This is a genomic window from Streptomyces sp. 5K101, from assembly GCF_046506645.1.
GTDB lineage: Bacteria > Actinomycetota > Actinomycetes > Streptomycetales > Streptomycetaceae > Streptomyces.
Genome location: NZ_JBKFFO010000002.1, coordinates 550,954 through 564,080 on the forward strand (window position 1 = coordinate 550,954; position 13,127 = coordinate 564,080).

A 13,127-nucleotide genomic window follows, 5' to 3' on the forward strand; every position below is an offset into this window, starting at 1 on the left:
GCATGGCGCACGCAGTTGTCGGCGAAACGGAAACGCGATTCAGGATCGCCGTGCCGGCCGGCGGTTTCGGCGAAGTGCGAGTCGACGGGGACGGGAGGCCGAATGTAGCCCAGGCGGCCGCTTTCTCCCAGTACGCCGATGACAACAGCGCCTTCATGGCAGGTCGAACTGGGGCAGACCGGGGTTGTCCGCGATTCCGTGGCGAGCGATTCGCGCGTCTCCGACTGGGGGTCGGTCATTCCGATTCCGCTGAGCGCACACGGATTCCCTGAGTGCCACCATGCTCGATGCCACGGGCCGTGAATCCCTTTCCCAACAGATCAACGCTCCTGCTGCTTCCGGCCGGACTGATCGCCGCCAGTTCGTGCAGTACAACCCTGCGCACGGCGTCATTGATCCGCTGCACCACCTCCTCAGCAAGGTCGAGTCCGTCGATCTCGACGCGGAACTCCTGCCGCTTGTTCGATGCCATGTGATCTCCTCTGCCATGAACCAGGCGCCAAGTCCGGCTTGCCGCGCTGCCTCACTCGGCGTTCCCCGTCAGCACTCGTAGCACTCGCCGGAGTCGTAGTCGTAACAAGCGCACACACCGTTCGGGTAACAGATGATTTCGACGCCCTCGAATTCGATCCGCCTCGCCTTCTCATTCCGCACCGGGTGGAACATGCGCACACCCTCACCGTTCAGCTTCATCTTGAGATTCCGCGCCGCGATGAGTGCCATTTCCTCGACGCGGCCGGAAATCTCTTCATGCAGCCGACGCATTCGCACGGCGTCTTCCTCTTTCAAACGCACTCTGCTTTTCGTGTCGGTCGTCACTGTTGGTCTCCTCTCGGATGTCCGCCACGAGGCCGAGACGGACGCTGCCTTCATTGCCAGTTTTCAGTCGCGTCCGAAAATGATCAAGCGGCTGTTGGGGTGAGTTGGCGGGACCTCGCCGCCGCCGACGCCGCGCACGCCGGCCCGCGCATGGTCGGCTTGTGCACTGGGGAGACGAGCACGATGGCCAGGATGGAAGCTGCCACTCCGTGTGCGGGCCGATGACCGCGAGCTCGGCGGCGGTGCTGGCGTAGTGGCAGCGGATCCCGCGGCGCGGTCGCGGGCACTCGCGCCCGGGGCCGGTTCGGCGGCGGGGACCAGGAAGACGGCAGGGCCTGGACCGGGGAAACGGCGGATCCTGGAAGACAGAACCCTGGAGGCTGCCATGGAGATCGTAGAGGAGCGCCCGTACCGCTACCGCATCGATCCGCGGCGCGACATGAGGGTGCCCGGGATCGTGTTCGCCTCGCGCGGGCTGCTGCGGGACGCCGAGAAGGCGTTGGAGCAGGTCGCCAACGTGGCGACGCTGCCGGGCATCGTGACGGCCTCGTACGCGATGCCGGACGTTCACTGGGGCTACGGCTTTCCCATCGGCGGGGTGGCCGCGACCGATGTCGAGGAGGGTGGGGTGGTCTCACCCGGCGGTGTCGGGTTCGACATCTCCTGCGGTGTACGACTGCTGGCCGCCGACTGCGACCGCCAGGACCTCGCGCCTGTGCTGTCCGCGTTGATGGACGGACTGGGCTGGGACACCCCGCGTGGTGCCGGACGCGGCGCGGTCTGGCAGCTGGGCAGCACGGCTCAGCTCAAACGGGTACTGGCGGAAGGATCCCGGTACGCGGTCGACCAAGGCCACGGAGAGCCGCGCGACCTGAGCCGCTGCGAGGACAACGGGGCGGTACCCGACGCGGACGTGACACAGGTGAGCGAGCGGGCGATGGAACGGGGGCTCGCGCAGGTCGGCAGCCTGGGCGGGGGCAACCACTTCCTGGAGGTACAGCAGGTCGCCGAGGTCTACGACGAGCCGGTCGCCGCCGCCTTCGAACTCGCACTCGGCCAGATCTGCGTGATGATCCACTGCGGCTCGCGCGGGCTGGGGCACCAGGTCTGCACGGATGACGTCCGGATGATGAACCTGGCCATGCCGCGGCACGGCATCACCGTTCCCGACAAGCAGCTCGCCTGCGCCCCGGTCGACTCGCCGGAAGGGCGCGCGTATCTCGGCGCGATGGGCGCCGCGGCCAATTACGGGCGCGCCAACCGTCAGCTTCTTTCCCAGGCGGCCCGCCGCATCTTCCGCCGTGAGCTGGGGGCCCGTCTTTCCCTGGTCTACGACGTGTCCCACAACCTGGCCAAGATCGAGACCCATCTCGTGCGGGGGGAACCTCGTACCTTGTGCGTCCACCGCAAGGGCGCCACCAGGGCACTGCCGCCCGGCCACTCCGATCTGCCGGACGACCTGCGCGGGGTCGGGCAGCCGGTGCTCATTCCCGGCACCATGGGCACCGCCTCGTACGTCCTGACCGGGGTCCCCGACGGCGACGCGTTCTCCTCCACCTGCCACGGGGCCGGCCGGGTCCTGAGCCGGCACGCGGCCGTGCGTGCGGTGCGCGGCCGGGAGCTGCGGTCACGCCTGGAGGCGCAAGGGATCGCGGTACGCGTTGCGTCCTTGCAGGGCCTGGCAGAGGAGGCACCGGAGGCGTACAAGGACGTCTCCGCCGTGGTGGAGGCGAGCGAGGGAGCGGGGCTGTGCCGCAAGGTCGTCCGGCTGGTCCCGCTGGGCGTGGTGAAGGGGTAGGTCAGACCGTCATGAATCAGCCCGTCATACGTCGACCGTCACAGCGCAGGACCAGCCGTACGGATCCGGGGCAAGGTACAGATCACTCCACGACACGGCCTTGGGGATGGCGCCGATGATCCGTACCGCCGCCACGTCGGTCACGGCCAGTCGTACGTCGAGTCCCCCGTCTGTCGCCTCCGCCTCCACGTCCACCGGCACCTCGCCGTGCACCTCCAGCCGGAAGATGACCTCGTCCAGGGACGCGATCAGCAGATCGTCGTCGTCGGCCTCGGCCAGCTCCACCTGCCGCACCGCGGTCGGCCGCACGCCGGAGACGTCCGCGAAGCACCCCACCATCCCGAGCACAGCCTCCGCCAGACACTGCTCCCGGCTCGCCCCCCATGCCTCGATCCGCACGTCGGCCGTGTGCGGGACCGTCCGGTGACCGGTCTCCCCCGGCCTGCCCCTCTGTGTGTCGTCGGCCATGTCTCCATCATGTGCCCGGTCCGTCCCCGGGGCAGGCTCGAGCCGCGCTTCCATGAAGGCAACCCGGCCGGCACCTCACGGTCACCGTACTGGCGTCGGCCACCGCCCTGGGGCCGTATCGGCGCCTCCGGCACCACCCGCTGGAACAACTCCCACAACCCGTCCAGCACCTGGTGTTCGACACCACCGACCCGAAACCGGTCAGCCTGCCGGGCGAGGACGGCTTCGCCAAGGAGATCACCGACGCCCAGGTGCCAGGCGGGAGGCCATCGCCTCCTCCGCGCGCCGCGGGATTGCCACCCCAGCAGGTCGGCCGCACGCAACGCCGCCGCGTTGGTTTTCGCCGAGTTCCCGGCCGGCGGTATCCCGGCTCGAACTCCTCACCAGCCCGTTCAGCGGCATCTACGACCAGAACGGCATGGGCGCGATGTTCTTCGCCGTCCGCCCGTGGCCGGGCAGATCGAGCGCATGATGTCGCGCATCCCGTCACAACGGCCCGCCCTCGGGCCCCGAGTGCGCGTTCAGTCGACGGGCGCGTCGAACCACCTCGGCATCTGACTGAGCAGATCCGCCTGATCTCCGCCGGCCCGTGGCAGTTGGGGCGGGACGGCCACGGCGCCGGAAGCTCACCGCAACACGGTTCGCCAGTGCATCACGCGCGGCCCGGCACGGCTGGAGTCAGACCCTGGCGACGAGCACGTTCGGATGGAGCTGTGGTTCGCGCTGCGGCAGGAGTGAGGGGGCACGTGTACGCGTCCGGTGACTGGTCACAGCCAGCTTTCGCGCTGTCGTTGCAATCCGTCGAGAATCAGGTCGAGTCCGATGTCGAATTCCGCAGCGTACGCGTAGCCGGGTTTCAGGGCATGGTGGCCGATCATCTCGGTCAGGTGGGGGAACTCGTCGCGGGGCATCTGTTCCAGGATCGAGTCCGCCAGGTCCTCGATGTCGGCGGACGACTCGAACGGCAGGCTGAGCTCCTGCAGCGTGAACCCGTAGACGTAGCTGTCGAGTACGGAGAACGCGTGTGCCGCACCGGCGAGGGTGAAGCCGCCCGATCGCAGGCAGCCGATCACGGCGTCGTGGTGGCGCAGCGTCGCGAGGCCGGGGTTGCTCCGCGAGTCCATCAGGCCGATCGCCCACGGGTGGCGGAGCAGTGCGTCGCGTGTCGAAACCGCGCGCCGTCGCATCGCGGCCCGCCAGTGGAGGTCCTTCGGCGGGAGCTCGATCTCACCGAAGAGGAGGTCGACCATGCCGTCGAGAATCGCCTCCTTGTTGCGGACGTGGTGGTACAGCGACATGGCCTCGACACCAAGCCGCGCGGCGAGTTTGCGCATCGTCAGCGCGCCGGTGCCGGCCTCGTCCGCCAGCGCGACCGCCGAGCGGAGCACCGTCTCCTTGCTGAGCGGTCGGCGGCGGGACGCCGACACGGGGGCTGGCTCGGTGGACACGGAATCCTCCCTGGGCGGGCTTCATCGGTTGACAACCTTACTACGTAAGGCACACCCTTACGCCGTAAGGACGGGTGGGGAGAGGGAGGGCGAAGGTCATGGAACCGATCGGCTCGCAGGAGGCCCGGACACGGGGCCCAGGGAAAAGGGTGTGCGTCGTCGGCGCGTCCGGAAAGCTCGGGCGGTACATGGTGCGCCACGCGCTGAACCGGGGCTACGAGGTGGTGGGCGTGTGCCGGGAACAGAGCGTCGACAAGCTCGCCGAGTTCGAGGGGCGGATCACGGTGATCCCCGGCGCGACCGACGACCGTGCGGTCATCGCACGGGCGGTGGACGGGTGCCAGGCCGTGCTCACGGTGCTGGTGCCATGGGGGATGAACCACTACTCCTCCGGTACGGCCCAGACCGTGCTCGACCAGGCGCCACCAGGAGCCCGGTTGGTGTTCTCCTGCGGCTGGCACATCACCCGCGACGGGAAGGACGTGTACACCCGGAAACTCAAAACGTTCGTGGCGGTCTTCGGGCGGTTGGCAAGACTGGCTCGCGTGGCGGACCTGGACGACCAGGTGGAGGCATGCCGAAGGATATTCTCCAGCGACACCGAATGGACGGTCGTCCGCGGCAGCGACCTGGAGGAGGGCGAGAGCCAGGGCCTGCCCGTGTGGAGCCGGCATGTCGGCGACCCCGTCCTCGCGAGCAACCTGACCCGTCGCGTGGACTTCGCCCTTTTCATGGTCGACGCGGTGGAGGACGACGCCCTCGTCCGGGAGGCCCCGGCCATCGTCGGCCGGCTGACCCCGTCGGCCCTCGCCCACGCCCGCACGGAGGGCGTGGCCTGACACCTTGGGACCATCGGGGTACGGCCTGATCCGCGTGCGTCTCAGCCCTCCAGCATTCCGGACAGTCGCCCCTGCCGGACACCCGCGAACGGCGCCGCCGAACAACTCAACCCACTGTGTTGGCCGTTGGTACAGCAGTGTCTTTGCAGACACAGGTGGTGATAACGGTGGAAGAAGTCTCGCAACTGATGCTCTGCGGCTGCGCGCCGTGCATGCGGATGCGGCCTTTTCCCGCGGCTTTGGCCTCGTACATGACCAGGTCGGCGTTGTGCAGGAGTTCATCCGGCGTGATCCCTGGAGTGGCTACCGCGATGCCAATGGAAGCCGATACCACCGCATCGGTGCTGCCGATGCGGTACGGCTTCATCAGGGCCGACAAGATCCGCTCCGCTACCTCCCTGGCCCGGGAAGGGCATGCTCCTGCCTTTCCCTCCAGCAGCGCGGCGAACTCGTCACCGCCGAGGCGGGCGACCGTGTCCGCGGCCCGCACGGATGCCTCGAGCCGACGGGCAGCCTGGACGAGCAGGCCATCACCTGCCGCGTGACCGGCCGAGTCGTTGACGGCCTTGAAGCCGTCCAGGTCCAGGACGATCACCGCGGGCGGCGTGGCGTCGGCGGTCCGCTTCTGCAGCGCGTGTTTGACCCTGTCGGCGAATAACGCGCGGTTGGGCAGGCCCGTCAACACGTCGTGGAATGCCAGGTGCTCGAGTTGTGCCTGCAATGTGACTCGCTCGGTGATATCGCGGCTGTTGAAGATCAGTCCGTCGGCGTGGTGGCTGATCGTCGACTCGACGTGGCGCCATTGCCCGTCCGCCGCCCGAACCCGACACGACACGCAGCGGCCCGGACCGCGGGTGCCTGACTCGGCTTCCCGCCGCAGCGTCTCGACGGCTTGCATCAGCGGCGCCACGTCGTCCGGGTGGCTGTACAGGGGCAGGCGGGCGCCTACGAGTTCCTCAGGGCGGTATCCGAAGACCTCACGGACGGCCGGACTGATGTAGAGCACGCGACCATCCAGGCCGACGATGGTGATCACATCGCTCGAGCCATCGACCAGCGTGCGGTAATGGGCCTCCCGGGCTGCCGCCTCTCGAGTGAGCTGCAAGTGGTCGGCGTGAGCAACGCCTTGCCGGGCGCTGAGCCCGAGAAGCACAGAACCTGCCAGGGCGAGCATCACCACATCGGGGTGGCCACCGGCCAGTACATGCGCAGCCATGGCGAAAGCGCAGACGACCACGGGTACAAAGGCGACGACCACCCCGGCGACAGGCAACTCGCGCCGGTCGGCGCCCATGATGCTGGCACCGCCGGACAGCCAGGGCGCGAGGGCCACGAGGAACAATCCGGCCATCGAAAGGGCCGCCGTGACAGGAATCCCGGACCAGGCGCCTGGAGCGGGCAACAGAATGGCCAGCATGTCGCTCACGGCCAAAACGGCGACGGCCGCGGCCGCCAGAGTGACCGCTGCGCGCTCCCCGGATCTCCGGCAGAAGCGCAAGGCGACCAGTAACCCGAGGACGAGGATGTCCGCCGCCACACGGGTGAGAGCCATGAGCGATCCCGATACGTCACCGCCTTTGTCGACGCGATGCAACAGAAGCACCCAGCTCAGCATGAACAGCGAGCCTGCGGTCATCCAGCCGTCCAGGAGCCGCCGTAACCAGATCAGCGTCGTGCCGCTGTCCGCAGCTGCCACGACCAGTCCGGCGACACCCAACCCCAGAGAAACCAAGATCCCGGCGACTGTCAGCAGTTCGATCACGGATTGGACAACGCCGGCAAATCCTGCCTGTGCTGTGGGGCGTTGACTGGCCAAAAGGTGGTGAAGACCACCTGCTGCCACCGAAACCGCCAGCAGAATCAGGCGCAGGCGGACCCTTCCCATGACGGTTCGGGCACGCGCGTAGAGCGAGAGAGTGGCTACCCCATGCGCAGCTGCCACCCCTACGCAGGCACCCAGCACCACTGCCGCGGTGACGCACCCTCCCACGGCTGCAGCTGCCGCAGAGCCCACACCCAGGGCCTCGCGCGCCCCTGCCCCGTGCGGCCAGCCGATACGGGCGACGCGGGTCGAACCGCCTCGACCGGCTAATCCTGGCACCATGCGAACCTCCCGGAGTGACCCGGCTCAGGAGGGCGGACACAAACCCTTGCAAAACGAGTGCGATAAAAGGGTAGGACGATCCTTCGCTCAATGCGCATGCCGCCTTGGGGCCTTCACCTGAAATAACGACAGCGCCCGTGTGCCACTGACGCGGCGGGACTGAACTGGTAGGGAAGATGCTGCGTTCCCGTCAGTCAGTGCCGTGGCGAATCGCTCCTGCAAGGCACCACCGCCACCAGAAGAGCGTTTCGTCCCGGAGATAGCGTCTGCTGCGAAGTCATGTGCCACGCGGGTTCGGGTGATTGCGGGTGAGCCGTCGGCTTTGATGACGGTGTACGAACACGCGCAGAAAATTCGGAAGCGGTTCAGCTACCCGGACTTCAGCGACCTGAAGTGGGGCGAGAGTTCCGCAGCTTCCTGTACGGGCAGACGTGAACGCACGCCGAGGATCCGGCAGGCATACCGCGACGGCCAGAAGGACCAGCGCGCCAGTCCGAGTCTCGTCCTCAACGCCGTCGTGCTGTGGAATACGCAGCGTAGTCAGCACCAAGTCAGCACGGGAGTCAGCACGGCACCTCCACATCATGCCCGAATAGTGCAACTCGGACAGATGCCTTCGCGGCCTTGTCAAGACCGTCACGGAGATCCAAGAAGTGCCTCCATGGTGGGCACGCGCACTCCAGCGCCCAGAACTATAGTGTCCCACCACATACGCCTCTGACCTGGCCATTCCTACGGTGTGGCGATACGCATACGTCCCCGTCGAACGCCAGGAAGTGGTGCCGATGTCGTCGCCCGCAAGCGCTCCACCCACTCCGTCGAACCTCAAGCGCATCGTCGCAGCCAGCCTCATCGGCACCACCATCGAGTGGTACGACTTCTTCCTGTACGGTTCGGCCGCCGCGCTGGTGTTCAACAAGCTCTTCTTCCCCGAGTCCGACCCGCTCGTGGGCACCCTGCTGTCCTTCCTCACCTACGCCGTCGGCTTCGCGGCCCGGCCGCTCGGAGCGCTCGTCTTCGGGCACTACGGCGACCGGCTCGGGCGCAAGAAGCTGCTGGTGCTGAGCCTGTTGATGATGGGCGGGGCCACGTTCGCGATCGGGCTGCTGCCCACGCACGCGACCATCGGGACCGCGGCGCCCGTGCTGCTCACCGTCCTCCGCCTCGTGCAGGGCTTCGCCCTCGGCGGCGAATGGGGCGGGGCCGTTCTGCTCGTGTCCGAGCACGGGGACGCCGGCCGGCGCGGCTTCTGGGCGTCGTGGCCGCAGACCGGTGCTCCGGCCGGGCAGTTGCTGGCGACCGGTGTGCTCTCCGCGCTCACCGCGCTGCTCTCCGACGCCGCGTTCACCTCATGGGGATGGCGGATCCCGTTCCTGCTCTCGGGCGTCCTGGTGATCGTCGGTCTGTGGATTCGTCTCTCCGTCGACGAATCGCCCGTCTTCAAGGCCGCCCTGGCCCAGGCCGAGCAGCGCAAGGCCGCCGCCGGCCAGGTCGAGAAGATGCCGCTCGTCGCCGTGCTGCGCCACCACTGGCGCGATGTGCTGGTCGCCATGGGCGCGCGCATGGCGGAGAACATCAGCTACTACGTGATCACCGCGTTCATCCTCGTGTACGCGACGACCGCCGTGGAGATGAGCAAGCAGACCGCGCTGAACGCCGTACTCATCGCCTCGGCCGTCCACTTCGCCGTGATCCCGCTCTGGGGCGCGCTGTCGGACCGGCTGGGCCGCAGGCCCGTCTACCTCATCGGCGCCATCGGCGTCGGCGCGTGGATGTTCCCCTTCTTCGCACTGATCGACCAGGGGAGCTTCGGTTCGCTGCTGCTGGCCGTGACCGTCGGTCTGGTGCTGCACGGGGCGATGTACGCGCCGCAGGCGGCGTTCTTCTCCGAGATGTTCGCGACGCGCATGCGCTACTCCGGGGCGTCCATCGGCGCGCAGTTCTCCTCCGTCGCCGCAGGGGCCCCCGCGCCGCTCATCGCGACCGCCCTGCTCGCGGACTACGGCTCGTCGACGCCGATCGCCCTGTACGTCATCGCCGCCGCCCTGCTCACCGTGGTGGCCATCGCATGCGCCAGGGAGACCAGGCACCGGAACCTCAACGACGTGGAGCCCGGCTCCGACGGCGCCACGGACCCCGCGTCCTCCCCGGCGGCGGACGCTGCCCGTACCGCCTGAGCAGCGCCCTGTGCACCACGCCGAAGCCGCGCGGGACCTCATGGGTCCCGCGTGGCTTCGTGTGCGGGGCACGGCCCGGCCGGAACGGCGGCGGGAGGTGTCGGCCTCAATCCCGGTGCGCCGCCGAGGACATCCCGTACAGCCGCAGGGCCAGCTGGATCTCCAGGGAGCGGGCGGGCGTCTGCCAGTCGGGGCCCAGGAGCCGGCCGATGCGCTCGAGGCGCTGGGCGACGGTGTTCACATGGACGTGGAGGTCGTCCTTCGTACGGGCCGGGCTCATGCCGCTGGCGAAGTACGCGTCGAGGGTGCCGACGAGGTCGGTGCCCCGGCGCCTGTCGTACGCGACGACCTCGCCGATCGTGCGGTGCACGAAGCCGTCGATGTCGCCGGGGTCGGCCAGCAGCAGCCCGAGGAAGCCCAGGTCCTCGGCGGCCGCGCCCTGTCCGGAGCGGCCGAGCAGGCGCAAAGCGTCCAGGCACCGCCGTGCCTGCTCGTAGGCGCCGGATATCGGAGCGGGGTCGCCGGCCGGGGAGGCCACCGGGGACGAGGCTCCGACGGTCACCGACTCGCGCAGTGTGCCGCCCAGTTGGCGGGCGGTCTGGCGGGCGAGGGAGGCCGGGGTGTCGTCGGGGCCGAGCGGGAGGAGCAGCACGGTGCCGCCGTCCCGGGCCGCGGCGAGGCCCGAACGGGTCGCGGCCATGTGCGAGGCGGCCGACCACAGCCGCTGCCGGTCCGCGCTCTCGCGCGCGGCGGCCGACTGGGGGCCGGCCGCGGAGCCGGGGTCCGGGTGGCCGTCGATCCGCGCGGCCAGCACGACGTGGGGCACGTCCAGGTCGGCGCGCAGCCGCGCCGCGCGCTCCCGCAGGAGGCGGGGGTCGCGGTCCTGCGCGTCCAGCAGGTCGTCCAGCAGCTCGCCCCGTACGCGCTGTTCGGCGTCGTGCGCCGACCGGCGGGCGAGCAGGAGCAGCGAGGTGACCATGGCGGCCCGCTCCAGGGTGCGCTGGTCGACGAGGGCGAGATCGGGGTGGCCGCGCAGCACGAGGGCGCCGAACACCTCGCCGCCCGCGGAGACTTCGGCGACCCAGTCGTCGCCGTGGCGGCCCGCGCGTCCGTCCGCCGCGGTGAGCCGGGGGCCGTGCTCGGTGAACTCGACCGTGCCGTCCAGGACTTCCGAGAGTGCGGCGGCCACGTCGTCGACGCCGCCGCCGCGCAGCACCAGTTCGGTGAGCCGGTCGTGCACCTCCGACGCGCGCTCGATGACACCGCTGTGCTCCTGGATGATCGCGTGGGCCCGCTCCAGCTCGGACAGGGCGGAGCGCGTCTCGGCGAGCAGGTTCGCCGTGTCGATGGCCACGGCGGCGTGTGCGGCGAACGAGGCGAGCAGCGCGACCTGTTCCCGTTCGAAGACGCGGGCGCGGCGGTCGGCGGCGAACAGCACGCCGATGACCTGGCTGCCGAGCATCAGCGGCACGCCGAGGATGGCGACCAGCCCCTCGTCCCTGACCGCCGCGTCGATCGGCCCCGTGTGCTCGAACCGGGCGTCCTCGAAGTAGCTCTCGGTCACATAGGGCCGGGCCGTCTGCGCGACGAGGCCGCCGAGGCCCTCGCCCATGCCGAGCCGGACCTGCTGGAAGCGCGCCGAGACCGACCCCTCGGTGACCCGCATGTAGGTGTCGCCGGCGACGGGGTCGTTGAGGCTGAGGTAGGCGACCTCGGTGCCCAGCAGGGAGCGGGCGCGCTGCACGATCGCGCGCAGCACGGCATCGAGGTCGCGCAGCCCGGCCAGGTCGTGCGCCGTCTCGAAGAGCGCGGACAGCTCCGCCTCGCGCCGCCTGCGGCCCTCCAGCTCGGCACGGACCCGCAGCGCGAGCTGCTTGGCGTGCTCGGTGGCGGCGAGCGACGCGGCGTCGGCGCCGTGGGCCCGCGCGAGCAGGACGGGCCTGTCGTAGGCCTCGACTGCGGCGCCGCGGGCGAGGAGCTCCAGGTAGGCGGCTTGATCCAGGGACATGGACACAGGATTACCCGGCGCGGCCGGGGTCGCGCCAGCCCTGTGGACAACCGGGCGGCCGCCGTCGGCCGCTCCGCCCGCCGTCAAGGGGCCGCCCGCCGTCAGTGGGCGGTCCATCCGCCGTCGAGGGCGAGGGAGGTGCCGGTGATGAACGCGGCCTGCGGCGAACACAGGTACAGCACGGCCTCGGCGACCTCGTCCGTTTCGATGAGGCGCTTGATCGCCGAGTCCTTGAGCAGGACCTCGGTCAGGACGCGTTCCTCGGGCAGGGAGTGTGCGGCGGCCTGGTCGGCGATCTGCTTCTCGACCAGGGGCGTACGCACATAGCCCGGATTGACGCACACCGACGTCACACCGTGGGGAGCGCCTTCCAGGGCCGCGGTCTTGGACAGGCCCTCCAGTCCGTGTTTGGCGGCCACATAGGCGGACTTGTAGGGGGAGGCCCGCAGTCCGTGCACGGAGGAGATGTTGACGATCCGCCCCCAGCCCTGCGCGTACATGTGCGGCAGCGCGCCCCTGATCAGGCGGAACGGCGCCTCCAGCATGACCGTGAGCACGGTGTGGAAGACGTCCGGCGGGAACTCCTCGATGGGGCGGACGAGTTGCAGTCCGGCGTTGTTGACGAGGATGTCCGCGCCCGCGGCGACGGCCTCGGCGGCGTCGAGGTCGGTGAGGTCGAGCACCCGCGCCTCGACGGCGCCGGCGAGTCCGTCGGCCTGCTCCACCAGCGCCGCCAGCCCCTCGGCGTCGCGGTCGACGGCTCTGACCTTCGCGCCCGCGGCCGCGAGTCGCAGCACGCAGGCGTGGCCGATGCCGCCCGCGGCACCGGTGACCAGGGCGGTGCGGCCGCCGAGGTCGAGGGAGACGGAGGGCGCTGTGGGACCTGAGGTGATGGGCGCGGTCATGGTGTGCACCCTAGGCAGCGATCATCCCCCGACCGATGTGGTCAGCGCCCATACTTCACGGCGTAATGGTGGGGTGAAACCATGCTGGTCCCTCGGCCAGCGCCTGCTTGATCCGGAACAGGTCGGGCTCCTTGAGTTCCGGCAGTGAGTCGATCGGGAACCAGCCCACCTCGAGCGACTCCTCGTCGTTGACCCGGGCATCGCCGCCGACCGCCCGGCACCGCATCGTGATGTCCATGTACTGGCAGCGGTCCCCGTTGGGATAGGTGACCGGATCGGGCAGCGCCTGCACGAGGACGACCCGCTCGGCAACGCACCGTACGGCCGTCTCCTCGAACACCTCGCGCTCCGCGGTCACGGCCGGCTCCTCCCCCGGCTCCGGGATGCCGCCGATGATCGACCACTTCCCGGTGTCCGCCCGTCTGCCGAGCAGCACACGTCCCTCGTCGTCGAGGACGACGGCGCTCACCCCCGGCAGCAACAACAGCTGGTGGCCCGCGGTGGCCCGGATCTCACGGATGAAGTCAGGCGTACCCATGCCCGCGACCCTAACGGGCGGCG

Annotated in this window: 11 protein-coding genes and 2 pseudogenes; 4 read left to right on the plus strand and 9 right to left on the minus strand. The window is 69.6% G+C overall.

The genetic code is table 11. The features are described from left to right. Positions 1-235: 235 nt before the first annotated feature. Both ACLB9X_RS05350 and ACLB9X_RS05355 read right to left on the minus strand, forming a co-directional pair. Positions 236-472, minus strand: a complete 237-nt coding sequence (locus ACLB9X_RS05350) for a hypothetical protein (RefSeq protein ID WP_410359042.1) — start codon at positions 470-472, stop codon at positions 236-238. Positions 473-540: 68 nt separating this feature from the next. Next, positions 541-819 carry a hypothetical protein gene (locus ACLB9X_RS05355; protein WP_410359043.1) on the minus strand — a complete coding sequence of 93 codons (279 nt, stop codon included), beginning with the start codon at positions 817-819 and terminating at the stop codon, positions 541-543. A 385-nt stretch (positions 820-1,204) separates the two neighbouring features. Here ACLB9X_RS05355 and ACLB9X_RS05360 point away from each other — a divergent pair, with 385 nt between their 5' ends. Then, entirely contained in the window at positions 1,205-2,617 is a 1,413-nt protein-coding gene (locus ACLB9X_RS05360) for an RtcB family protein (protein WP_410359044.1), read from the plus strand. A 24-nt stretch (positions 2,618-2,641) separates the two neighbouring features. Here the strand turns inward: ACLB9X_RS05360 and ACLB9X_RS05365 are convergent, their stop codons facing one another. Then, positions 2,642-3,085, minus strand: coding sequence for an archease (locus tag ACLB9X_RS05365; RefSeq protein ID WP_410359045.1), 444 nt, complete (start codon positions 3,083-3,085; stop codon positions 2,642-2,644). Positions 3,086-3,144: 59 nt separating this feature from the next. After that, positions 3,145-3,255 (minus strand): annotated as a pseudogene (locus tag ACLB9X_RS05370) (IS5/IS1182 family transposase); the annotation flags it as partial. A gap of 421 nt (positions 3,256-3,676) precedes the next feature. On the opposite strand from ACLB9X_RS05370, the pseudogene ACLB9X_RS05375 reads away from it, so the two are divergent. Next, positions 3,677-3,823: pseudogene (locus ACLB9X_RS05375) on the plus strand (hypothetical protein); the annotation flags it as partial. Positions 3,824-3,852: 29 nt separating this feature from the next. Here the strand turns inward: ACLB9X_RS05375 and ACLB9X_RS05380 are convergent. After that, the gene (locus tag ACLB9X_RS05380; RefSeq protein WP_410359046.1) at positions 3,853-4,533 is read right to left on the minus strand and encodes a TetR/AcrR family transcriptional regulator; all 681 of its coding nucleotides are present in this window, start codon (positions 4,531-4,533) and stop codon (positions 3,853-3,855) included. Positions 4,534-4,631: 98 nt separating this feature from the next. Here ACLB9X_RS05380 and ACLB9X_RS05385 point away from each other — a divergent pair, with 98 nt between their 5' ends. Further along, positions 4,632-5,372, plus strand: coding sequence for an NAD(P)-dependent oxidoreductase (locus tag ACLB9X_RS05385; RefSeq protein ID WP_410359047.1), 741 nt, complete (start codon positions 4,632-4,634; stop codon positions 5,370-5,372). Positions 5,373-5,478: 106 nt separating this feature from the next. Here the strand turns inward: ACLB9X_RS05385 and ACLB9X_RS05390 are convergent, their stop codons facing one another. After that, on the minus strand, positions 5,479-7,257 hold the full coding sequence (locus ACLB9X_RS05390) for a diguanylate cyclase domain-containing protein (protein WP_410359048.1): 1,779 nt from the start codon (positions 7,255-7,257) through the stop codon (positions 5,479-5,481). Positions 7,258-8,261: 1,004 nt separating this feature from the next. On the opposite strand from ACLB9X_RS05390, the gene ACLB9X_RS05395 reads away from it, so the two are divergent. Continuing rightward, positions 8,262-9,653 (plus strand): MFS transporter, encoded by a 1,392-nt coding sequence (locus tag ACLB9X_RS05395; protein ID WP_410359049.1) that lies wholly within the window; start codon positions 8,262-8,264, stop codon positions 9,651-9,653. 106 nt (positions 9,654-9,759) lie between these two features. Here the strand turns inward: ACLB9X_RS05395 and ACLB9X_RS05400 are convergent, their stop codons facing one another. The 3 genes from ACLB9X_RS05400 to ACLB9X_RS05410 all read right to left on the minus strand — a co-directional run bounded on the left by ACLB9X_RS05400 (position 9,760) and on the right by ACLB9X_RS05410 (position 13,104). Continuing rightward, a complete protein-coding gene (locus ACLB9X_RS05400; RefSeq protein ID WP_410359050.1) occupies positions 9,760-11,661 on the minus strand; it encodes a helix-turn-helix domain-containing protein in 1,902 nt (633 codons plus the stop codon). A gap of 101 nt (positions 11,662-11,762) precedes the next feature. Continuing rightward, the gene (locus ACLB9X_RS05405; protein ID WP_410359051.1) at positions 11,763-12,566 is read right to left on the minus strand and encodes a 3-hydroxybutyrate dehydrogenase; all 804 of its coding nucleotides are present in this window, start codon (positions 12,564-12,566) and stop codon (positions 11,763-11,765) included. 55 nt (positions 12,567-12,621) lie between these two features. Next, positions 12,622-13,104, minus strand: coding sequence for an NUDIX hydrolase (locus tag ACLB9X_RS05410; protein ID WP_410359052.1), 483 nt, complete (start codon positions 13,102-13,104; stop codon positions 12,622-12,624). Between the last annotated feature and the right edge of the window lie 23 nt (positions 13,105-13,127).